Origin of the sequence: Variovorax sp. MHTC-1 (assembly GCF_003984645.1) — a bacterium.
Lineage (GTDB): Bacteria > Pseudomonadota > Gammaproteobacteria > Burkholderiales > Burkholderiaceae_C > Variovorax.
This window is the reverse complement of the sequence record NZ_RWKI01000009.1, coordinates 188,503-209,834: the sequence shown is the minus strand read 5'-3', so window position 1 is coordinate 209,834 and position 21,332 is coordinate 188,503. Positions and strand designations below refer to the sequence as shown.

Sequence of the window (21,332 nt, the reverse complement as noted above, 5' to 3'; positions counted from 1 at the left end):
ATTCATGATGTGCAGATCGCAGCACTATTCGGGTCTTGGTGCATAACTTCGCGGGGCAGGAAGGTGGAAAAAGTCGGCATCGGAATAGGCGCCAGCCGAGCGGCACCGGCGATCGGAGAAATCCATTGGTAATTGAGACTAGTGACCGTCACCGTGACGCCCTCGCAAGTCGCTGCATTGCACCCTGACGGGATCCACGCCAGGTCGATGGCGTTGATCTGTGGCAGCAGCGCCTGCATCTTTGCCAGCACCTGCGCTTGGTTGAAGGTGTCGTCGCAAACCACCGCATATCGGGCGCCGGCCCTGGTCGCTTCGTTCGCGGCGCTCCAAGTGAAAAGCATGCGGGCGAAGTCCGTGATTCCGAAAAAGAACATGAAAAACATGATGAGGCCCAACGCGAATTCCACGATGGTCGCGCCGGTTTGCTTTCTTTTCATGTCGCACCTCTCATCGTTGCGGTGATGTCGCTAAAGACGATGTCGCCGTTGGCATCGCCGAAGACGACGCCGAAGACGCTGATAAAAAGCGAGCGAAACGTGTATCCGCTGATGCGCACGGTCACGGTATTTATCACGGGGTTTGTTCCCGCCGTCTGCCAGGTGCAGCAGCTTGCCGCCGGCACGTTGGCAAGGCTGAGCCCGCGCGCCAACGGCGTTCCCGTGCCCGCGAGATTGCCGTAAACCATCAGATTTCGAGCTTCTGCAATGTGAGTGCCCGGCGTCTGAACCGAGAGATAGCGCACGGCGTCCCGCGTCGACTTCGTAACCACGTTGTATTCAAACATCGCGCGCCCGAACTCGGTGGTGATAAAGGTCAGCAGCAACAAAAGTGGAATGATCAAGGCCAGCTCGACCAATGCCACTCCGGATTGTTTGGCTTTCATATCGACTCCTTACCTCACCAGAACCGGAACGAGCGGCCCAGCGGCACCACCTGGAAGGCCGCTGGTCGTGCAAGGGCTGCCTTCTTCCGAGGCGTTGCCCCTGAATTCCAATTGCACGTTCGTCATCGGAATCGACAGGGGCTGCAGCATCAGCATGCATGCATAGTCGACGACTTGGCTGGCGGCATTGATCACCGGTACCGTGACGATGCGTCTGTTGCGTCCATATTGCTTATGCCCACCCGGCGCGTCGCCCGGTGCAGCCAGCTTCTGGAAGCTGTTCAAAGACAAATGGGGGGCCGAGATCGACTCGCAACTGTTGGCGCCCTTGACCTTGGTCCCGGTATCGGCGCAGGACGCGTATGCCTGACGTTTGGTCAGGAAATTCTCCGCGGTCGGCGCGGCTGCACCGGGCGCTGGACCATCGTAGGCACTCTGCTGCGCCGGCCAGTTGGTCGCGGTGTAGGCGTAACCGGTGAAATCAGGATTGCTCACAGTCGCGGCCGGATCGGCGCTGTTCTTGTAGATCCCGAAGCGATAGTTCCAGGCATCGGCAACGGAAGCCTGCACGCCGGGAGTTCCCAAGGTGTCGCCGACCTCCGTCCCACAATAACCGTTGAGCTCGGCTTCCGTTTCGGCTGCGCTGTTGGATCCATCCAGATTGGCCCAGCCGATCTCGCCGCCTGCTGCTGCACCTTGTTCATTGATCAGCGTGACCCATTCGCCCACAGCGAAACCGTAGTTTGGGGCGGTGCCGCCTGGCTTGGGTTTGAGCCCCACCGGAACGGGGCAGCTGGTCTGCGCGCTGGCCCGGGTGGCGACCGCCGTCGCCGCCACATTGTGGGTTGCGGGGTTGCCTGCCGTGTTGCCGTTAAAGGCGCCCATGGCCGCCAGCAGCCACATCTTCACGTTCGGCTGCGTGTGCTGGCACTGCGCGTACTTGGCGGCTGCGAAATCGCCGGTCGTCACATATGCGGAATCCTTGAAGGTGATGTCGGCGTCGACGATCTGGCCCTCGCCGCTCCAATCGGCGGACTGCAGGTTGACGCGGTTCAGGTTCCCGGCCGTCTTTCCGGCGCTTCTGGCGCGATCCAATGCGCTACTTTGCCCATCCAATTCCCCCGCCGCCGCCAATGCACAACTGTCCATCGCGGTTTGCAACTCTGTTTTGACAACAAAGAGGCGACCAAAATCCAATGCAATTCCCATGAAGCCGAGCAGAAACAGCAGCGCGAGCGCTGTTGTAATGATCACTGCCCCGCGCTGACGGCGGCGGAGGCAACGGTGAATGGCAACGCTTGGCATGAGAGGTCCTCTGTTCATCGAAACTCGCCAATGGACTACGGGCACGAAGCCGTGGTCAGACAGTTGGTAATTTTTTGGATCACGCTACCAAAGCCGGCACCGAGGGTCAGAGGCTGGAGTGCGACGACCAGCGCGAGTGATATCACCGCGATAGTCAATGCGTATTCAACGATCTGAGCGCCTTCCTCGTCCTTAAAAAATACCATCAACATGTGAACTTCCTTTGTTGAAATCAAGGTATGCCGAGGCTGCCTGGCGGCGGATATGAAGGATTGCACTACCTATGCGTCGGCTAGGCGAGCGACGGCGCAGCAGAAAAAATGCGGCGCCACCGCTTGCCATGCCAACGGCACTTACAAGTGCATCACGGGCCGCAGGTTGCGCCGTTGGTCAAGCAGGCCCCGACTTCGGCAATGAAGGTAGTGAAGTCGCCGCCATTCAAGTTCCGCAGCGCGACGATAAGCACAAGAGAGATAACAGCGATAATAAGCGCGTACTCGACGATCTGGGCGCCCTCTTCATCTTTCACAAAAGAGCCGATGGAATTGCGAGCTGCCTTAAAAAATTTGGTCATTTGCACACCTTTGAATTGATTGAATAAATTGACTAGCGAATTTGATTGGTAGATGACTTTTTACTCGGCCATTCCAACTCCTTTCCATAAAAAATTCCAATTTCTAGTGATTGTTTAAATTACTTATCGGCAATGCCGCCACCAATATTGATGACATTGATAGCAGGAGGCGGCGCCTTGTAGGTGCCTTGATAAAGAATGATCGACTCCCGGGCCGCCTTCCCGTCCATCCCACCCACTGGGTCGGAATTCTTTCCAGCGTCCGGATTGATAACCATTTTTCTTTTTGCTTCCCGCACGGCGTCGCCGAAGCGCGCGTCGTAATGGGGAGTGACCGATGAACAGCCCGCTACCAGGCCGATGAGCAGTGCAATGGCAATCTTGGTCATGACGTTTCTCCTTGATTGGGTTCAATAACCGGGAGGGAAAGGAGCCGGTTGTGAGCTTTCGAGGGCGCCGTTGAAATAGACCTCGGCGCGGCTGGGCACGACGTGGTTCTCCGTGGGCAGCCTGGGCGTTTCGGACAGCGGCTTGACCAGGCGCGGCGTGATCACGAACAGCAGTTCCGTCTGGTCGTTCTGGAACTCGGTGCTGCGAGCGAGCGCTCCCACCACCGGCACCTCGCCGAGTCCCGGAAAGCGCTTGATCGTTTCAGTGACGTTGTTCTTGATCAGGCCGGCAATGACGAAGCTTTGTCCGTCATTGAGCTGCACGGTGGTGTCGGCCCGGCGTACCGTGAGCGAGGGCAACACGGAGGTCACGCCGGTGACTGTCGTGAATGGCGAACCGGTCTGCGACAAATCCGAGACCTCGGACACCATCTTCAAATTGATCCGGCCGCCGTTCAGCACCGTGGGCGTGAATTTCACGCCGATGCCGAACTCTTTTTCTTCCAGCGTGATGGTAGGGATGCCGCCGTTCTGGGTCTGCGAGACCGGGATGTAAATCTTGCCGCCCGACAAGAAGCTGGCCTGCTGCCCGCTGATGGCCATGATGTTGGGCTCGGCCAGGACGCGCACCAGGCCGTCGTCTTTCTGGCCGTCGAGCGAGATCGCCGTCTTGCCGACCCGCAGCGCTTCCGCGAATGCGCCACCGCCGCTCAGGAAGCTGGAGATCAGCGTATAGGTGTTGGTGGCGCCATTGGTGAATCTCTGCGCGGCGATGCTCGACCCCAGCCTGTCGAGCAGCGTCTTGCTGACTTCGGCGATCTTGACTTCGAGCATCACCTGCTGCGGCGAGGTGATGCGCAGCAGGTTCACCACCTTCTTGCCGTCGCCGTAGGAAGTGGCCAGGCTCATCACATCGTCGAGCTTCAGCGCATCGCTGATCTCGCCGGTAAGCACGATCGCTCTTTCGGCGCCCCGCACCTTGATTCGGTTTTCCTCGGGCATCAGTTCGGTCAGCTTCGCCTGCAGCGCGCCCGAATCGATCGTGACGATGATGTCCTTGATGAAGCACGCGCCCTGCGCGTTCTGCAGGATCACATTCATGGATCCCGCGACCTTGCCCCTGAAGAACAGGTCGGTCGGGCTGAGCAGCATGACTTCCATGTCGGCCACGCCGTCGTTTGCATTCGCTTGGGAGGCGGGCGCGGGGCGCGCAGGCGCCGGCGCGGCTGCCGCTCCAGGCGCGGCCGCCGCGGCGGCACTCGGCGCTGGGCCTCTGGTCGGCGGCTGGCCGCTCACGACGATGCGGGCGACCCGCACATCGAGCGGTATGACAGTCGATTTCCCGAGGGTCACGTAGGTCGGGCGGTCGTCGTGGACCACGGACGTGCAACGCTTCGTGCCGGAACTGGTCGCGCTCGGCGCAGGCTGGGCTGCAGCGGCGGGCGGGTCGGCCGCAAAAGAGGGGCCAGTCAACGCCAGCGCCGCGAGCAGCGCCAGGGACTTGTGGTTGTTGTGCACTTGAACTTCTCCTCTGTGTTCTTCGATCAGAAGCAATTGAGGGCTCGACCGGAGCTCTGAATCACTTCCACGCATTCCATGGCGGGCGCCACCACGGGCTTGCTGACGGACGCCCTGGGCTTGGCCGCGGCAGGGGCGGGGGCAGCGGCCACCACCGATACCGGCAGGATTTCCTTGTCGCCAAAGAGCTGGCGCTTGGTGATTCCGTTGGTCGCTACGGTTGTCTTGTCCACCTGGTTGCGCAGCACCAGGGACAGCGTGCCGACGCTGCGGGCGAGATCGAGCTTTTCGGAATCCTCCGGCGACAACTCGAGCGTCACGGCGTTGACCACCTTGGGCTTGGTGTCGTCGCGGCTCGCTTCCTGTGCGATGGCCAGGACCAATACGTGCTCCAGGACGGTCTTGCTGATCTGCTTTGCTTCTTCGCCCTTGGCCTTGTCCTGCTGAGCGTTCACCATGACGTCGACGTAGTTGCCGGGCAGTGCGAAGCCGGCGACGCCGACCACGTCGTTGACGCGCACCGTCATGGCCCGCTTGCCGGGGGCGATGACCGCGGAGAGGCCGCCTTTGGTTCCCACCGGTGCCAGCTTTCCTTCGAGGATCGCCTCGCCGCGCAGCACGCTGACTTTGGCGACACGGTCCTGCACGTCCTTGAGGTCGTTGAAGGCCCCCATCGGGACGGACCCGCTCGGCCAATCGGCAGTCGACAGCATTTGCGCATTGATCTTGCTGCCGAGTTCGATATCGACCACGGCAACCACCACCTTGTTGGAGGCGATGTTTCCTTGCCGCGATACCCAGCCTGATGCATAGACGGCAGCGGCCAGGCCGATCATCAATGCCAGAACTAAAAGACCCATTGCCTTGATATTTCTCATTTAGTGCTCCACCAATTGATGTTTGCGATCTGCGCCGGCTATGCGTAGCCCAATTGCCGACCTAGTACATAGCCCATCGTCCCGATGCTGATGCAGATGCCATACGGGAGTTTTCCGATCGATTGGCCCGCCTCAACTCGAGCGTCGGGCCTGAAGCCTGCGAACGTCGATGCCAACATGCCGAAGACTGCGCCTTTTGCGTTGTGCAGCATGCGCCCCAGTTTTCCCTTGAAAAATGCAAATCCGAGCGCGGCTATTCCGCCCACGATGAATGCGAATAGAACGGCCTGGAGCGTTTCGTGGACTCCGAGGAATGCACCCACCATGGCCATCAGCTTCACATCGCCTGCGCCCATGACACCCAGCGCATAGGCCGGCAGCATGATCAGAAAGCCAAGGAAGAGCCCCCCGAATGCGAGCAGGAAAGCCGATGGCGGCGACGCAGCAATCACGGTCTTGTAGACCAGCGCAAAAGCAGCGCCGCCGAACGTCAGCCAATTGGGAATTCTGTAGGTTCGGTAATCGCTGATGGAGGCGACGACGAGCAGCACGAACAGCACCACAATGCGCGGGTCGGTTGCCAGCATGGCCAGAAGTTCGAGTAACGCGTGAAATTCTTGCACGTTCAATTTCCTTCAGTTTTGTGCCAAGCCAGCAATAAAAGCATGCAAACAACCAGAACCAGAGAACCCACGAGTGCATATTCGATGAGCGAGCCCCCTGCCTCTTCTTTCAATAGATCGGCGCACGTATGCGACAGGTGCCTCGCAAATCGCATGCATTTCTCCCGCGTTGCTTTTCGTTGGAAGACTTGATCGGAATTACCGACCAAGCGTTTGGCTTGGATCTAATGTAGAGATGCAAACAAACGTATACATGAGCGTTGCGCCCTTATCTGGGCGGGACAGACCACCTCTTTTGACGGGGCTCTTGGCATGACAAAACGCCTACCAAAGTACTCATTCCCAAGGCCGGCGGCAGGCGTCCAGGCGTGACTGCGCCGCCGGCGTCCGCAAAGGGATCCAGCGCGGCCGCGGTCGGCGAGTTGTGTGGGTTGTCGGAGAGAGAGAGTGAGAGGCGTCGCGGCGGGACGCCTCTCTCAGCGGATGCTCGTCGAGTACGGCGACGAGCGGCGCGCGGATCGGCCCGCCTGATCGCACTCCAGCGCCGCCAGCAGCGTCGTGGTTTGCCTGACCTGGTCGCTCATCCGCTTGTTCAACGGTTTCCAGCCGCGGTACATCGGCACCACGATCAGCCAGCCGATGCCGATCACGCCGCCCAAGGCGCCTATGTACTGCCAGTGCATCGATTCCATCGCGTTCCCTCTGTCGATTTGGGGTGGCTGTCCGCAGACAAGGGCGCGAGTGTGCCGAGTGCTCGGTCGCAGCGACTACGACTTTGGTCGAAGTCTGGGGTCTTTCTACCTACAAAGCCGGGCATTTCGAGAAGCTTTGCACGCTGGGGTTCTGCACTGGACCCGGCCGAGCCGCTTGACAGCGCCTTCGAACAGATGTCCGGCGTCAGCATCGTCGTTCAGCGAGCCGGTGGCGTCTTGCCGGCCGTGGTGCAGAGCTCGGGCAGCGCCACCACGCGACCGTGCAGCGGCAGGACGCGATCGATCCCCAGCCGGAGCCGCTCGATGTTGTCGATCAGATTCAGGTGGTTCGCATTCGACACCGCCGGCTCGCCTGCGCCAGCACACCCTCGAAGTAGGCGACGTTGGCGGCTTGCGTCACGATGCTCACGCCTTCGGCGACCGCGGCGCGCACGCCGCCCGAATGGTCGAAGTGCGCATGGCTGTTGACCACGAAGCGGATCGGCTTGCCCGGCGCCAGGGCCTTGGCCTGCTCGATCACCGCCTGGGTGCGCGCCTCGTCGAGCGGGGCTTCGACCAGCACCAAGTGCTCGCGCTGTTCGATCGCCACGCTGTTGTGCGAGCCGCCTGCCAGGAACCACACCCCTTCGGCCACCTTCTCGGCCGTGACCCGCTCGCCCTGGTCATGGTCGCGCGGCTCAGCTCAGCTAGCCGGCGGCGGCACGGGCTCGCTCCAGAGCTTGCCGCCGGTGGCCCAGTCGTGCTTCGCGATGTCGTAGAACAGGATGTCGACGGCGCCGGGGGAGCCGCCCAGCGTGCGCACGGTGGCTTCGGTCAGGGCCTGCGCGAGCGCGCGCTTCTGCTCGACGGTGCGGCCCTCGAACATTTCGACGCGGATGGTTGGCATGCTTGTTCTCCAGATGAATCGTTCAATCGATCAGTCACGATAACCGGGCGAGGCGCGGTCGAGCCGCCGCAGCAGGGCCGGCCACTCCACGTCGCCGTCCCACTCGCTGCCGTCGCCGACCCATTCGCCATGGGTGCGTGCGGCGAGTTCGTCGCTGACCACGCGCACAGCGCCGCCGGTGGCCGCCATTGCACGCAGTTGCGCTTGCGCGGCGCGCTCCAGCAGGTGCATGAGCATCCAGGCCTCGGCGACGGTGCGGCCCACGACCAGCGTGCCGTGGTTGTCGAGGATCAGGCCGTCGAGCGCACCGAGATCCGCGACGAGGCGCTGCTGTTCATCGACGCCCAGCGCCAGCCCTTCATAGGCATGGCGGCCGAGCCGCCGGTGCAGCCGCATCGCGTACTGCGAGGTCGGCTGCAAGCCGTTCGGCAACATCGACAAGGCCACGCCCCACGGCGTGTGCAGGTGAATCACGCATTCGACTTCGGGCCGCGCCGCGTGCACCGCGCCGTGGATCGCGAAGCCGCTCGGGTTGACGCGAGCGCCCGAACCGTCGACCACCTCGCCGCGCACGTTCACCTTGACCAGGCTCGATGCGCTGATCTCGTCGAAGGTCGCACCGAAGGGGTTCAGCAGGTAGTGGCCCGGCTCGCCGGGCACGCTGGCCGACAGGTGGGTGTAGACGGTGTCGTCCCAGCCGTTCTGCGCCGCCATGCGATAGGCGGCGGCAAGGTCGACGCGGACTTCTCGCTCGGTGCGTGCCGGGCGCCGGCCGGCTTTGACGGGGGGATTCATGCGATGACAGGATGCCACAAGGCCGCTTACGCGCCTGCAAAGAACACGTCGAGCGTGGGGAAGCGATCGGTGCCTTCGATGCAGTCCCACAGGTAGATCGCGAAGCCCAGGTCGCCGGTCCAGAGCGAGTAGCGCAGGTGGCCGAACTTCGCGGGGTCGGCCTCGGTCTGCCGGATGCCGTGCATCGCGAATGCACGCGCGCGCTCCAGCCATCGCGCGTCGCCGAAGCGGCGGTAGAGCTTGAGAAAGGCGTATCCGTTGCCGCCCGTTCCGTGGCACAGGTTGGAGCCCTTGCGCAGGGGACCCGCGGCCCAGGTCGTTTCACCGCCGGCCACCAGCAGTTCGTCCAGCGATGCGTCGGGGAAGTCCGCGAGACAGATGACGAAACCGGGCGCGCCGTGGCAGAACTGGACGAGCTTCGTGGCCGACTCCCTGAGCGGCGCGGAGTCCAGCTTCGGCCGCCAGTTGGCGTGCGGGCCCTCCCGTTCCGCGGTCTGCCGCACGGTGTCTGCGATGCATTGCTGCCACGCGGCCCATTCGTCGCCTTCCAGCAGATGCCGCCCCTGGACGAGTACCGCCGCGGTCGCGACGAAGCCGTGCACCGCGTCGAGGAAGGTGTGCCTTCCTCCATACAGGTCCTGGGTCCAGTAGCGGCAGCCCAACGCCGACGACGCTTCGAGTTGCGACCAGAGCTTGCGTGCAGTCGCCCGATAAAGCCGAGTCCACCGCGGATCGCCCGTCCGTTGCTGGAGAAAAAGCGCGCCGAGCAGCGTGCCCGGCGCGCCCCACATGAGTTCGCGTGCGGGATGGTCCATCGTCTCTTCGATGAGCCTGGCTAGGGCCTGTTAACGCTATTTGCGGGGATCGCGTTGCCCAGCCAAGGGGCTGGATGCAAGGCGCCCGCGCGCAGCAAGGCTCACGCCTTGCAAGCGCGGGCAACGCCGCAGACGGCCCCTTGGCTGGGCAACCCGGAGGGAAGGCCTGCCAGGGCGCGCCACTCGGCGTTGCGCTCCTTGTGCGTGCCGACGCACGCACGGCGTCGCGCGCCTTGATTGGCCCGCCCTGGCAGGCCTTCGCGACCCCGCAAATAGCGTTAACAGGCCCTAGCTCGTCGGCCGTTCCCCGGACGGCTCGTTCCAGTAGCGCAGCAGCTGGATGCCCGTGTCGCCCATCAGATAGCTGCCGAAAGCCGACGGACCGCGGTGTCCCATTGCCTTGCGGTTCGGCTCCAGCAGCGAATCAACGAAGGGCGCGTAGTCGCCCCGCAGCCGGCACGCGCCGCGCGCCTGCAGGCAGCGAAGCGTCCAGAACACGCCGCAAGCGCCCCAATAGAGCATGAAGGAAGGAGCCGACCGGGCGCTGTCGTTGGGGTGCGTCGGCCACAGTGCCTCGGGAGAAAAGCGGGCTTCCGTCTCGCTCGCGATCTGCGCGATCGTTTCGCGCGCCAGCGCTTCGTCCCAGGCGATCGGGATCAGCGGTTCATGGCGGTCGGTCGAGAAGAGCATGGCGTGCGGATGAGGAGAGCTCACGATAATGACAGCCACCCACGGCATCGAAGACACACAACACCATGAACGACCTGTCGGCTTTTCCGATCACCCAGAAATGGCCCGCGCGGCATCCCGACCGGCTGCAGCTCTATTCGCTGCCGACGCCCAACGGCGTCAAGGTCTCGATCATGCTCGAGGAGACGGGCCTGCCCTACGAGCCGCACCTGGTGAACTTCTCGACGAAAGACCAGATGTCGCCCGAGTTCCTCTCGCTCAACCCCAACAACAAGATCCCGGCCATCCTCGATCCCGACGGCCCCGGCGGCAAGCCGCTGCCCATGTTCGAATCGGGCGCGATCCTGCTCTACCTCGCGGACAAGACCGGCCAGCTCATGCCGACGGACGCGGCCGGCCGCTGGGAAACCATCCAGTGGCTGATGTTCCAGATGGGCGGCGTCGGCCCGATGTTCGGCCAGCTCGGCTTCTTCAACAAGTTCGCCGGCAAGGACTACGAGGACAAGCGCCCGCGCGACCGCTACGTCGAGGAGGCCAAGCGCCTGCTCGGCGTGCTCGATGGACGGCTCGCGGGCCGCAGCTGGATCATGGGCGATGCCTACACCATCGCCGACATCGCCACCTTCCCGTGGGTGCGCAACCTGATCGGCTTCTACGAAGCGGCGGATCTGGTCGAGATCCGGAACTTCCCGCAGGTCACGCGGGCGCTGGAAGCGTTCCTGGCGCGGCCGGCCGTCGCGCGGGGTCTGGGAATCCCCCAGCGGGATTGAACCGGGCTAGCCGCAGCTGCCGATGTGGCCGCAAGCGGTGCAGAAGTCGCAGCCATCCCTCTGAATCATCGTCGCGTTGCCGCATTCCGGGCAGCGCGCGCCGGCCATCTGCTCGGCCTGCGTGAGCGTGGACGCCGGCGGCTGCAGGATGCCCATCTCCTGCAGCGGATAGCCCTCTTCGTCCAGCACGCCGAGCATCGCGTAGCGGTGAATGATCAGCCGCGCCAGGTAGGCCACCGTCGAGGGCCAGGTCTGCTGCCGCTGCTGGCCGTGCGGCAAGCCCGGCACGAAGGCCATGAAGTGGCCCAGCGGCTCGGCGTAGTTCAGGAGCTTGCGCAGCTTCATGCCGATCCATGCCGGGTCGAGCACGCGCATGTCGAGCGAGAGCACGCGCGCGAGCCCGTCCATCGCGCGCGGGCAGTTGCCCGAAAGCCCCAGCGCGCAGGGCCGGGTGACCGTGCCGCCCTGCCCGTCCGGCACCAGCACTTCCTTGAGCGTCAGCGCGAAGGCTTCGCCGCTGGCCGGGTTGTGCACGTCCACCGACCAGGCGAGCGTTCCGTTCGGGCCGGTCTGCGGCTCCTCGCGGCTGAACATCGCGTCGATCACCGGCGTCGGTGCGGAGTCGCCCTCCGCCCACAGCCCGAGCTGCTCGCAGCGCCAGCGGATCACGGCGGCGGTGGCGGCCACGACGCCGGGAAAGCGGCGCATCTCGCCATGCGGCGGAAAGGGCATCTCGAAGGCGCGCTCTTCCTGCACGGTGGCCATCGCATCGAGCTTCAGCCGCACCCAGGCCGCGTCCTTGGCGCGCAGGTCCATCGACAAGGTCTTGGCCAGCGCGCCGAGCCCGCGGGGTTGTTCGGCGCCGTTGATCCACACCTCGAAGGGTGCGGGCTTGCCGTCCTCGGGCAGCTCGCCGATGAAGAGCGCGAATTCGCCGAAGGGATGCCGGACCATGTAGGTCCAGGCCGCATTGCCGCCGGACAGCTCCGGGCGCCCGGGCCAGCGCAGCGAGGCCAGCACCGGCCGCGGCATGCGTTCGAGCGCGAGGCGCTGGTTCAGGTGCGGGGCCTCGAGCGCCGCCGGCGCATCCTGCATCTTCGCGGCGGCGGGGTCGACGCTGAGCACCGCACCGAGCACCGCGTTGGGCCGGTAGGTCGCCAGGCCCTTCAGGCCGGACTTCCAGGCCCGCAGGTACAGGTCCTGGAAATCCGCGTACGGATAGTCGGCCGGCACGTTGACGGTCTTGGAGATGCCGGTATCGACGTATGGCGCCACCGCCGCGACCATCTCCTCGTGCGCCTGCGCGCTCATCTGCAACGCGGTGACGAAGGCCTCGGTGAGCGGCGCCTGCTCGCCTTTTAGATGCCGGTACAGCCGCCAGGCATGGTCTTCGACCACGTGTTCCTCGAAGGTGCCCTCGGCGCTGCGCTTGCGGCGCGTGTAGGCCCACGAGAACGCCGGCTCGACGCCGTTGCTCGCGTTGTCGGCAAAGGCCAGGCTGATGGTGCCGGTGGGCGCGATGGAGAGCAGGTGCGAATTGCGCAGGCCCACAGCGCGGATGCGCTCCTTCAGCGGCGCCGGCAGGCGCGAGGCGAAGGTGCCGCGGCGCAGGTAGAGATCGGCGTTGAAGAGCGGGAAGGCGCCGCGCTCGGCCGCGAGGTCCGCGGACGCTTCGTAGGCTGCATCGCGCAGCACTTCGGCGATGCGGCGCGCCGCGGCGCGCGCGGCGGCGCCGTCGTAGCGCAGGTTCAGCATCACCAGCGCATCGCCCAGGCCGGTGAAGCCGAGGCCGATGCGACGCTTGCGGAACGCTTCCTCGCGCTGGCGCTCGAGCGGCCAGACGCTGATGTCCAGCACGTTGTCGAGCATGCGCACCGCCATGCGGGCCAGCCGTGCGAAGGCCTCCTCGTCGAAGCGCGCGGCGGGCTCGAAGGGATCGCGCACGAAGCGCGTCAGGTCGATCGAGCCGAGGCAGCAGCAGCCGTAGGGCGGCAGCGGCTGCTCGCCGCAGGGGTTGGTGGCGGCGATGGTTTCGCAGTACGAGAGGTTGTTGTCGGCATTGATGCGGTCGAGGAACAGCACGCCCGGCTCGGCATGGTCGTAGGTCGAGCGCATGATCTGTTCCCACAGCGCGCGCGCCGGCAGTGTGCGGTAGACCCACAGGCCGTCGTCGCGCTGGTAGGCGCCGCCGGCCTTCTGCCGCGGGCCCGGCGCCGCGCGGTGCACCAGCTCGACCGGCCGGTCGTCCTGCACGGCCTGCATGAAGGCATCGGTCAGTCCCACCGAGATGTTGAAGTTCGCCAGGTCGCCCTGGTCCTTGGCATGCACGAACTCGTCGATGTCCGGATGGTCGCAGCGCAGCACGCCCATCTGCGCCCCGCGGCGCGCGCCGGCCGACTCCACCGTCTCGCAGGAACGGTCGAACACGCGCATGTACGACACCGGCCCCGAGGCGCTCGACTGCGTGCTGCCGACCCAGGCGCCGCGCGGCCGGATGCGCGAGAAGTCGTAGCCGACGCCGCCGCCGCGGCGCATGGTCTCGGCGGCCTCGGTAAGCGCGGTGTAGATGCCCGGGTGGCCTTCGTCTTCCTGCGCGATCGAGTCGCCGACCGGCTGCACGAAGCAGTTGATCAGCGTGGCGGACAGCGCCGTGCCGGCCGCCGAGTTGATGCGCCCCGCGGGCACGAAGCCGTCCTGCAAGGCCTGCAGGAAGCGCGCCTCCCACTGCGCGCGCCCCTCGGGCGCCTCGGCCTGCGCCAGCGCACGCGCCACGCGACGGCGAACGTCGTCGATGCTGCGCTCACTGCCCTTGGCGTACTTCTCGAGCAGTACTTCCTCGCTGATCGCCTGCAGCGGCAGCGCGGGCGCGCTGATCGAACTGGTCGAGGTCTGAGGTTCCATGGTTCGCTCCTGATGCGTCCTGCATCTTCCGTCAGAAAACAAGCGGCCGCCGTGTCGAGCCGCTCGATGCGCATCAGGTGCCGGGTGCCAAACCCCAGCGAGCGCACGCGAAGGCGCTGACGAAGCGCTCCAGTTCCTCGTGCGCGAGCCCGTCGATGCCGGCCGCCCGCGCCCGCCCGCCGCCGCCGAAGAGGCTGCACAGCGCATGGGCACCCGCCGGCGAGGCCAGCGGCGCGCGCACGCTCACGGCATAGCCCTTGCCCTGCCGTTTGAGCACCGCGTGGGCACGCTGCGGCTCGGCGTTGGCGAGCTCGTTGGCGATGCAGCCGAGCACGCGCCGGCTCCAGGGCGCATCGGGCAGCACGCGCACGCTCGCGCCCGCGTCTTCCCAGAAAGGGGCAACGGCAAGCGCCTGCTGCAGATCGCTGTGGCGCTGTACGTTGATCTCGTCGACCACGGCCTCGTAGGCCAGCATGTCGCGCGGGTCGTGGTAGCGCAGCATGATCGCGTGCAGCTCGCGCGGCGCGATGAGCACATCGCGCTCCTCGTCGCCGTAGGCGTTGTAGTTGATCGCTTCCCCGAGCCGCCGCAGCAGCGCGCAATCGCCGGCGTCGACATTCGAATCGAGCGCCAGCCGGTCGGCGACCTCGGCCAGGTTGTCGCCGTAGATTCCCACTAGCGCCCAGGGCCGGAAGGCACCGCCGAGGAGGCGATCGACGAGCAGGCTGGTGCAGACGTCGCTGGCGGTGTCGACGTGCGACTCGAGCAGCGCGTGCACGGGCATGTCCTCCACCACGTGATGGTCGAAATAGCGCACGCGCACGCCGGCGTCGAGCAGGCGCTGCAGCGCGTCGCGGTTGGGCCGCATCGACAAGTCGAAGACGGCGATCTCGTCGCCGGCCTTCGCCTGCACGCGCGCGACGAGCGCAATCTCGCGCTTCAGGCCGGTCAGCAGCGCTGCGGGCGCGCGCTCGTGCAGCCGCCATTGCACGGCGGCGCACAGGCCGTCGGCATCGCCGTTGCAGACATCGAATCGTCGAACCGTCATTCTTCCAGCCCTCGCTTCCAGGGCAGCCGAATTTCTGCCCGCTACATGCGCCCCTTCCACGGTACCAGCCGGCGCTCGAGCCAGCGCATCAGCAGGTCGAACAGATAGGCCACCACGCCGATCACGATGATGCCCATGATCACGATGTCGGTGTGCAGGAAGTTCGATGCGTTGAGTCGCCGGTGCCTTCCCCAACGTGCTGGGGCTGGTCGAGTCGCCAGCCTTCGCGCCATTCCGGCGCATGGGCCAGTCTGTGCTCTGCAAGTGATATGGCTGCGCGACGAGAAGTAGCCCGCGCGCGCAGGAACCTCGGGATAAGTTCGGCGCGCGCTCTCAAGGAAAAAGGCGCTTCATGAATTCCTGGCGCGGCGGGGACCTTTGTCAAGCCGGCGAACAATGAAGCGGCGGCCGCCGCCACCTGGCACCAGAACGGCCGCGACATGCCCTCAAGCGGATCATCCCCGCGCAAGCACCCACCGCCGAGGCGTTGCAGGCTTGCGTTGGGCTCAGCTGCGCAGCGCCGTCATCTGGCTCACCCGGCACTGGCCGAACTCGCAGCGCACTGCCATGACCTGGCCGTTGGTGCAGGCCACGGTGTGGCGCTCGAATCCGGGCCCCTTCTCCACCAGCGTCGCCAGCGGCGTGGCGTTGCAGCGCTGCGCCTTGGCAAGCTGTTCCGCGTTGTAGGTGTCCCGGCCCGTCGGCCGGATGCTTTCCGCCGCCCGCAGCGACGGCGGCACCCAGGTGACGCGCACGCTCGGATCGGTGTTGATGTAGCCCTTCTGCGCCATGCAGTTGGCCATCACGGTCTCCTGCTTGGTCTTCCAGGCGCGGCGCTCGGGCGTGTAGACCCAGTGGTTGAAGCCGACCAGTCCGCCGATCACCACGCCCCCGGCGAGCGTCGACCATCCTTGCAGGATGCCGATGCCGATCACGCCCCCGTCGACCACGACCAGCGCATCGTCGTGCTGGCTGGCGTTGAAGGGCACGTTCTTCGCGTTCGCACGGCACTTGGCCACGTCCTGGTCGTAGACCGAACTCTCGACCGCAGACGGCGCCACCATGGGCACGTAGTCCGCGCCGGAACCCGACCCCGGGCCCTCCTGGGGCCGGGTTGCGCATCCGCAGACCAAGGCTGTCGCGCACACGATGCTCAGCAGTTTCTTCATGAAATCCCTCGACTGGTCCTCACTCCGGGGGTCGATTGAATCACACAAATAGTTACTTTCCAAAGCGACTTTGAGGAATTCGCATGCAAACCTTGCCATTCGGGGCTTTGAAGCCACAAGCCGACCGGCGTGCGAGGCCGATTCCAGTCGCGTTAGCATCGCGCGGTTTGCCTCCATGCTTTCTGCTGCCCTCCTCTGCCTCGTTGTCGCCGTCAGCGACGGCGACACTCTCAAGCTTCGCTGCGGCGAGCCCGGCGCCTACCGCCGGCTCACCGTGCGGCTGCATGCCGTCGATGCACCTGAGCTCGGCCAGCCCTTCGGCCGCAGCGCCAAGCGTGCGCTCGCCGATATCGCCTACCGCAAGACCGCACGGCTGGACTGCGGCCAGACCGATCGCTACGGCCGTCGCGTCTGCGAGGTGTGGGTGGCGCCCGCATCCTGCACCGACGCCCGCTGCCCGAAGACGCTCGATGTGGGTCTCGCCATGCTCACCGTCGGCATGGCATGGTGGTCGCGCACCCATGCCTCCGAGCAGAGCCAGGCCGAGCGCGGCCGATACAGCTTCGCCGAACGGGAGGCCAAGGCAAGGCGCGTGGGCCTGTGGGCCGAACGCCGCCCTGTGCCGCCCTGGCAATGGCGGCCGGCACATCCGTATCCCCGGTGAAACGCGGCTCGGCGGAAGGCTTTCGCCCGCCACCGCCGGCGATCAGCTCGTGCCGTGCGCGGCCGCGCCGAGCGGACGCGCCAGCACGCGGTCGATGCGCCTGCCGTCGATCGCAGTGATCTCGAATTTCCAGTCCTCACAATCGATGCGCTCGCCGAGCTCGGGAAGATGGCCGGAGACGAAGATCAGCAAACCCGCCAAGGTGTTGTAGCGCCCGCGCTCCTCTTCGGGCAACTCGCGAATGCCGAGCCGCGCGCGCAGTTCGGACACCGGCATCAGGCCGTCGAGCTCCCACACGCCGTCGGGCCGCTCATGCGCCCAGGCATCGGACTGGGTGGCGGTCTGCAGCTCGCCGGTGATCGCCTCCAGCAGGTCGCGCGGCGTCATGAGGCCCTGCACCACGCCCCATTCATCGACCACGAACACCAGCCGGCCGGCGCGCGTGCGGAACTGCTCCAGCAGCTCCATGCCGGTGAGCGTCTCGGGCACGAACACCGCGGGCTGCACCACCGACTCGATGGCGCCCTCGTGCGTCGGGCTCAACGTCAACAGGTGCGCCACGCTGATCACGCCCACTACATCGTCCAGCGATGTGCGGCACACCGGATACCAGGAATGCACCAGGTTGAGCGCGCTCGCAGCCGACACCTTCTGCAGGCTCTGCGCGACCGTGAAGGAGGCCTCCAGCCATTCGATATCGGCACGCGGAACCATCAGCGAGCTCAGCCGGCGATCGTCGAGGTGGAACACGTTGCGCACCATCTGATGCTCGTGCATCTCGATCACGCCGGCATCGACGCCCTCCTCCAGGCTGGCCGAAATCTCCTCCTCCGTCATCATGCGGGCCGCGCTCGAATCGATGCGCAGCAGCTTGAGCGTGGTGGCCGTGGCGCCCGCCAGCAGGAGCACGAAGGGCTTGGCGGCGGTGGCCAGCGCGCGCATCGGCTGCGCCACGTAGCGCGCCACCGGCTCGGGGTAGAGCTGGCCGATGCGCTTGGGCACCAGTTCGCCGAAAACGATCGTGAAGAAGGTGATGCAGGTCACCACGACGGCCGTCGACATGAAGCTGGCCCCGCCCGCGCCCAAACCCAGCCCCTGCATCCAGTGCGCGAGCGGCGCGGCGAAAGCCGCCTCGCCGACGATGCCGCTCAACATGCCGATCGAAGTGATGCCGATCTGCACGCTGGAGAGAAACTGCGTCGGATCCTCCATCAGCTTGAGCGCAGCCGCTGCCCCCTTATCCCCCGCCTCGGCCAGCGCCGCGAGCCGCGCCCGGCGACTGGTGGAAAGGGCCATTTCGGACATTGCGAACAACGCGTTGAGCGTGGTCAGCAAGGCCAGCAGAAAAACATCCATGTATGCGGGAGAGAATGGGGAAATGGCACTCTACCTGATCGGCGATGTGCAGGGCTGCGACGAGCCCCTGCAGCAGCTCTTGGACGACATCGCTTTCTCCCCCAGCCGCGACACCTTGGTGCTCCTGGGCGACCTGGTCAACCGCGGCCCCGCGTCGGTCGAGGTGCTCCGGCGCGTGCAGCGCTACGGCGGCGCGGCGAAGACCGTGCTCGGCAACCACGACCTGCACCTGCTCGGCGTCGCGCAGGGCGCGCGCAAGCTCGGCCGCAAGGACACGCTGCACGCCGTGCTGGAAGCGCCCGACCGCGAAGCCCTGCTCGACTGGCTGCGCCAGCAGCCCATGGCGCTGCATCGTGCGGTGGGCGGCGGCGACCTGCTGATGGTGCATGCGGGCGTGCTGCCGCAGTGGAGCGTGGCCGACACGCTGGTCTACGCGGCCGAGGTCGAATCGGTACTGCGCGGTTCCGCAGCGGGCGAATTCCTGCACGAGATGTACGGCAACGAGCCCGCGCAGTGGAGCAATGCGCTCGGCGGCCATGCGCGGCTGCGCGCGATCGTCAATGCGCTCACGCGGCTGCGCTTCTGCACGGCGGATGGCCTGATGGAATTCGAAACCAAGGACGGCGCCGCGGCCGCGCCGGCGGGCTTCATGCCTTGGTTCGACGTGCCAGGCCGGAAGACAAGATCCGCCACCGTGGCCTGCGGGCACTGGTCGACGCTGGGCTGGCTCTCGCGGCCCGACCTGGTGTCGACCGACACCGGCTGCGTCTGGGGCGGTTGCCTGAGCGCGGTGCGCATCGGCGCGACGCTCGCGGAGCGCGAACTGATCCAGGTCCGCTGCCAGGCAGCGCAGAAGCCGGGCTGAGCTCCGCGGCGCTCAGTTCGGCTGAGCTGCGGTCTTGAACAGCGCCGGAACCTTGCGCTTGCTCTTGATGTTGCTCGAGATGCCGCGCGAAGGCGTGGTCTTGGCGGCCGCTTCCCAGGCCGGCGCGGCTTCGCGCTCCGGCGTTTCGTAGGGCTGCTCGAAGAAGGGATCGCGCGGTGCGGAGGGGGCGCGATGCGGCCGCCCGCTGCCGCGCAGGGGCCGGGCGTCGGTGCGCTCGCGCGGCCGCTCGAGCGTGTCGAGCACGTCGCGCGCATCGCCGGCCTCGCCCTCGTCGCGCCAGTGGCGGCGGCCGTCGTTGATGCGGCCGCGCGGGCGGTCTTCATCGAACTCGACCGGTTCCAGCTCGATCTTCTTCTTGATCAGCTTCTCGATGTCGGCCACCAGGCGCACGTCGTTGCCGCCGCTGGCAAAGCTCACCGCGAGGCCCGAGGCGCCGGCGCGGCCGGTGCGGCCGATGCGGTGCACGTAGTCTTCGGCGTTGAACGGGATGTCGAAGTTGAAAACCGCCGGCACGTCCTTGATGTCGAGGCCGCGGGCCGCCACGTCGGTGGCCACCAGCAGGTCGACCTCGCCGGCCTTGAAGGCAGCGAGCGCCTTCAGGCGCTCGTCCTGGCTCTTGTCGCCGTGCAGTGCGGTAGTGTTCAGGCCCTCCCGTTCGAGCGAACGCGCAAGCCGCGCGCAGCCCAGCTTGCTGTTGACGAACACGAAGGCCTGCTTGATACCGCGCTGCCGAAGGATCTGCTTGAGCGCGCGGCGCTTGTCGTCGTCGCTGACGCTGTAGAAGTGCTGCTCGACGGTGGAAGCCGTTTCGTTCGGCCGCGCCACTTCGATGGTGACCGGGTTCTGCAGATAGCTGCCAGCGAGGCGCTTGATCTCGGGCGAGAAGGTGGCCGAGAACAGCAAGGTGGTGCGCTGCTTGGGCAGGAACGACAGGATGCGCTGCAGGTCGGGCAGGAAGCCGATGTCGAGCATGCGGTCGGCCTCGTCGAGCACCACGTACTCGACCTGGTTGAGCACCGCGTTCTTGGCTTCGATGTGGTCCAGCAGCCGGCCCGGCGTGGCGACCAGCACCTCGACGCCCTTCTTGAGTTCCAGCGTCTGCGGCTTCATGTCGATGCCGCCGAACACCACCGCGCTGCGCAGGTTGGTGTGCTTGGCGTAGAGCTTGACCTGCTGCGCCACCTGGTCCGCCAGCTCGCGCGTGGGCAGCAGCACCAGCGCGCGCACCGGGTGGCGCGCGGGCGAGGTCGAGCTGTTCTCGTGCTTGAGCATGCGCTGCAGGAGCGGCAGCGAGAAGGCTGCGGTTTTCCCGGTGCCGGTCTGCGCCGCGCCCATCACGTCCTGGCCCGCGAGGACCACCGGAATGGCCTGCTCCTGGATCGGCGTCATGGTTTCGTAGCCCATTTCGGCCACGGCGCGCGCCAGCGGTTCGGCCAGGGAAAGATTGGAGAAGGAGCTTGTCATGAAGCCGGGTATTGTCGCACTGCCGCAAAAGACGGCAATGACAGTGCGGTGACTCGGGCTTCTGCTCCTGTTTCGATAGCTGAAAAGTCTTAGAGGCTGCGGGCAGCGAAGGTATCGCAGTCCTGGATCTTGCCGCTCTTGAAGCCTGTGCCGAACCACCGCTGCCGCTGCGCGCTGGAGCCGTGGGTGAAACTGTCGGGCACCACGGCCCGCCCGGCGGAGCGCTGCAGGGCGTCGTCGCCGATCTTCTGCGCGGCGTTCATCGCCGCCTCGATGTCGCCGGGATCGAGCCACTGCTTGGATTCCTGCGAGTGGTGCGCCCAGACGCCGGCGAAGCAGTCGGCCTGCAGTTCGACGCGCACGCTGATCGCGTTGTTCTCCGCCCGGCTCATGCGCCCGCGCGCCTGGTCGACCTTGGCCGTGATGCCCAGCTCGTCCTGGACGTGGTGGCCGACCTCGTGCGCGATGACATAGGCCTGTGCGAACACGCCGGGTGCGCCGAGCTGGTTCCGCAGCGTGTCGAAGAAGCCGAGGTCGATGTAGACCTTCTGGTCGCCCGGACAATAGAACGGCCCCATGGCCGACTGGCCGGTGCCGCAGGCCGTGCCCGTCGCGCCGCGGAAGAGAACCAGTCGAGTGGGCGTGTACGTGCGGCCGTTCTGGCGAAAAATGTCGCCCCAAACCACCTCGGTATTGCGCAGCACGGTGGAGACGAAAGCTGCTTCACGGTCGGTGGCAGGGGGCTTGGGCGCCGGGCCCTGCTGCTGCTGCACCTGCGGCGCCGGCTCGCCGCCGCTCATCAATCCGAGGAGCGTGAGGGGATTGATGCCGAAGATCCAGCCTGCGATCACGGCCACCGCCACGGTGCCCAATCCGACACTGCGCCCGCCGATCGGCAGGCCGCCGAAACCGCCGCCGCTGCGGCGGTCCTCCACGTTGTCGGATTGTTCGTTGCCTTCCCATCTCATGACGCACTCCTCGCCGCTCGCGGCGGCTGAATGCAGG

25 protein-coding genes and 1 pseudogene are annotated in these 21,332 nt (G+C 65.8%); 3 read left to right on the top strand and 23 right to left on the bottom strand.

The annotated features are described in order from the left end of the window. Nucleotides 1–2: 2 nt before the first annotated feature. The 16 genes from EJI01_RS17460 to EJI01_RS17390 all read right to left on the bottom strand — a co-directional run bounded on the left by EJI01_RS17460 (nt 3) and on the right by EJI01_RS17390 (nt 10,069). Nucleotides 3–437 carry a TadE/TadG family type IV pilus assembly protein gene (locus EJI01_RS17460; RefSeq protein ID WP_126838401.1) on the bottom strand — a complete coding sequence of 145 codons (435 nt, stop codon included), beginning with the start codon at nt 435–437 and terminating at the stop codon, nt 3–5. Next, the gene (locus tag EJI01_RS17455; protein ID WP_126838400.1) at nt 434–883 is read right to left on the bottom strand and encodes a TadE/TadG family type IV pilus assembly protein; all 450 of its coding nucleotides are present in this window, start codon (nt 881–883) and stop codon (nt 434–436) included. Before EJI01_RS17455 ends, EJI01_RS17460 begins: the two co-directional genes overlap by 4 nt. Before the next feature lie 9 nt (nt 884–892). Beyond that, the gene (locus EJI01_RS17450) at nt 893–2,188 is read right to left on the bottom strand and encodes a pilus assembly protein TadG-related protein (protein WP_185878951.1); all 1,296 of its coding nucleotides are present in this window, start codon (nt 2,186–2,188) and stop codon (nt 893–895) included. A gap of 35 nt (nt 2,189–2,223) precedes the next feature. Beyond that, entirely contained in the window at nt 2,224–2,400 is a 177-nt protein-coding gene (locus tag EJI01_RS17445; protein WP_126838398.1) for a Flp family type IVb pilin, read from the bottom strand. Nucleotides 2,401–2,552: 152 nt separating this feature from the next. Then, nucleotides 2,553–2,762 carry a Flp family type IVb pilin gene (locus tag EJI01_RS17440; protein ID WP_126838397.1) on the bottom strand — a complete coding sequence of 70 codons (210 nt, stop codon included), beginning with the start codon at nt 2,760–2,762 and terminating at the stop codon, nt 2,553–2,555. Between the two features lie 119 nt (nt 2,763–2,881). Next, nucleotides 2,882–3,151: a hypothetical protein gene (locus EJI01_RS17435; protein WP_126838396.1), complete on the bottom strand. Its 270-nt coding sequence runs from the start codon at nt 3,149–3,151 to the stop codon at nt 2,882–2,884. Between the two features lie 21 nt (nt 3,152–3,172). Beyond that, nucleotides 3,173–4,669, bottom strand: coding sequence for a type II and III secretion system protein family protein (locus EJI01_RS17430; protein WP_260602493.1), 1,497 nt, complete (start codon nt 4,667–4,669; stop codon nt 3,173–3,175). A gap of 26 nt (nt 4,670–4,695) precedes the next feature. Next, the gene (gene cpaB / locus EJI01_RS17425; protein WP_126838394.1) at nt 4,696–5,547 is read right to left on the bottom strand and encodes a Flp pilus assembly protein CpaB; all 852 of its coding nucleotides are present in this window, start codon (nt 5,545–5,547) and stop codon (nt 4,696–4,698) included. A gap of 38 nt (nt 5,548–5,585) precedes the next feature. Continuing rightward, nucleotides 5,586–6,170 carry a prepilin peptidase gene (locus tag EJI01_RS17420; RefSeq protein WP_126838393.1) on the bottom strand — a complete coding sequence of 195 codons (585 nt, stop codon included), beginning with the start codon at nt 6,168–6,170 and terminating at the stop codon, nt 5,586–5,588. Between the two features lie 476 nt (nt 6,171–6,646). Beyond that, nucleotides 6,647–6,862 carry a hypothetical protein gene (locus tag EJI01_RS17415; RefSeq protein WP_126838392.1) on the bottom strand — a complete coding sequence of 72 codons (216 nt, stop codon included), beginning with the start codon at nt 6,860–6,862 and terminating at the stop codon, nt 6,647–6,649. A gap of 218 nt (nt 6,863–7,080) precedes the next feature. Next, on the bottom strand, nt 7,081–7,224 hold the full coding sequence (locus EJI01_RS28800; protein WP_185878950.1) for a hypothetical protein: 144 nt from the start codon (nt 7,222–7,224) through the stop codon (nt 7,081–7,083). Further along, the gene (locus EJI01_RS17410; protein ID WP_221885685.1) at nt 7,203–7,505 is read right to left on the bottom strand and encodes an MBL fold metallo-hydrolase; all 303 of its coding nucleotides are present in this window, start codon (nt 7,503–7,505) and stop codon (nt 7,203–7,205) included. Before EJI01_RS17410 ends, EJI01_RS28800 begins: the two co-directional genes overlap by 22 nt. A 60-nt stretch (nt 7,506–7,565) precedes the next feature. Beyond that, nucleotides 7,566–7,769 carry a 4-oxalocrotonate tautomerase gene (locus EJI01_RS17405; protein ID WP_126838390.1) on the bottom strand — a complete coding sequence of 68 codons (204 nt, stop codon included), beginning with the start codon at nt 7,767–7,769 and terminating at the stop codon, nt 7,566–7,568. A gap of 30 nt (nt 7,770–7,799) precedes the next feature. Next, nucleotides 7,800–8,582 carry a class II aldolase/adducin family protein gene (locus EJI01_RS17400; protein WP_409513962.1) on the bottom strand — a complete coding sequence of 261 codons (783 nt, stop codon included), beginning with the start codon at nt 8,580–8,582 and terminating at the stop codon, nt 7,800–7,802. 8 nt (nt 8,583–8,590) lie between these two features. After that, nucleotides 8,591–9,391 (bottom strand): lanthionine synthetase C family protein, encoded by an 801-nt coding sequence (locus tag EJI01_RS17395; RefSeq protein ID WP_260602497.1) that lies wholly within the window; start codon nt 9,389–9,391, stop codon nt 8,591–8,593. Nucleotides 9,392–9,667: 276 nt separating this feature from the next. Further along, nucleotides 9,668–10,069 (bottom strand): hypothetical protein, encoded by a 402-nt coding sequence (locus tag EJI01_RS17390; RefSeq protein ID WP_185878949.1) that lies wholly within the window; start codon nt 10,067–10,069, stop codon nt 9,668–9,670. Between the two features lie 65 nt (nt 10,070–10,134). On the opposite strand from EJI01_RS17390, the gene EJI01_RS17385 reads away from it, so the two are divergent. Further along, complete coding sequence (locus EJI01_RS17385; protein ID WP_126838386.1) at nt 10,135–10,839, top strand: glutathione S-transferase N-terminal domain-containing protein; 705 nt, start codon at nt 10,135–10,137, stop codon at nt 10,837–10,839. 6 nt (nt 10,840–10,845) lie between these two features. Here EJI01_RS17385 and EJI01_RS17380 read toward each other — a convergent pair whose 3' ends face one another. The 4 genes and pseudogenes from EJI01_RS17380 to EJI01_RS17365 form a co-directional block, all read right to left on the bottom strand. After that, on the bottom strand, nt 10,846–13,740 hold the full coding sequence (locus EJI01_RS17380) for an adenosylcobalamin-dependent ribonucleoside-diphosphate reductase (RefSeq protein WP_126838385.1): 2,895 nt from the start codon (nt 13,738–13,740) through the stop codon (nt 10,846–10,848). A 73-nt stretch (nt 13,741–13,813) separates the two neighbouring features. After that, entirely contained in the window at nt 13,814–14,788 is a 975-nt protein-coding gene (locus tag EJI01_RS17375) for a hypothetical protein (protein WP_126838384.1), read from the bottom strand. A gap of 41 nt (nt 14,789–14,829) precedes the next feature. After that, nucleotides 14,830–14,964 (bottom strand): annotated as a pseudogene (locus EJI01_RS17370) (taurine ABC transporter permease); the annotation flags it as partial. A gap of 330 nt (nt 14,965–15,294) precedes the next feature. Continuing rightward, nucleotides 15,295–15,957 carry a hypothetical protein gene (locus EJI01_RS17365; protein ID WP_126838383.1) on the bottom strand — a complete coding sequence of 221 codons (663 nt, stop codon included), beginning with the start codon at nt 15,955–15,957 and terminating at the stop codon, nt 15,295–15,297. Between the two features lie 175 nt (nt 15,958–16,132). On the opposite strand from EJI01_RS17365, the gene EJI01_RS17360 reads away from it, so the two are divergent. Further along, nucleotides 16,133–16,621 (top strand): thermonuclease family protein, encoded by a 489-nt coding sequence (locus EJI01_RS17360; RefSeq protein ID WP_126838382.1) that lies wholly within the window; start codon nt 16,133–16,135, stop codon nt 16,619–16,621. Nucleotides 16,622–16,663: 42 nt separating this feature from the next. Here EJI01_RS17360 and EJI01_RS17355 read toward each other — a convergent pair whose 3' ends face one another. Then, complete coding sequence (locus EJI01_RS17355; RefSeq protein ID WP_126838381.1) at nt 16,664–17,977, bottom strand: hemolysin family protein; 1,314 nt, start codon at nt 17,975–17,977, stop codon at nt 16,664–16,666. A 22-nt stretch (nt 17,978–17,999) separates the two neighbouring features. Here EJI01_RS17355 and EJI01_RS17350 point away from each other — a divergent pair, with 22 nt between their 5' ends. Next, nucleotides 18,000–18,842: a symmetrical bis(5'-nucleosyl)-tetraphosphatase gene (locus tag EJI01_RS17350; protein WP_126838380.1), complete on the top strand. Its 843-nt coding sequence runs from the start codon at nt 18,000–18,002 to the stop codon at nt 18,840–18,842. 12 nt (nt 18,843–18,854) lie between these two features. Here EJI01_RS17350 and EJI01_RS17345 read toward each other — a convergent pair whose 3' ends face one another. Then, complete coding sequence (locus EJI01_RS17345; RefSeq protein ID WP_126838379.1) at nt 18,855–20,327, bottom strand: DEAD/DEAH box helicase; 1,473 nt, start codon at nt 20,325–20,327, stop codon at nt 18,855–18,857. 89 nt (nt 20,328–20,416) lie between these two features. After that, nucleotides 20,417–21,295: a neutral zinc metallopeptidase gene (locus tag EJI01_RS17340; RefSeq protein ID WP_126838378.1), complete on the bottom strand. Its 879-nt coding sequence runs from the start codon at nt 21,293–21,295 to the stop codon at nt 20,417–20,419. Nucleotides 21,296–21,332 lie beyond the last annotated feature (37 nt).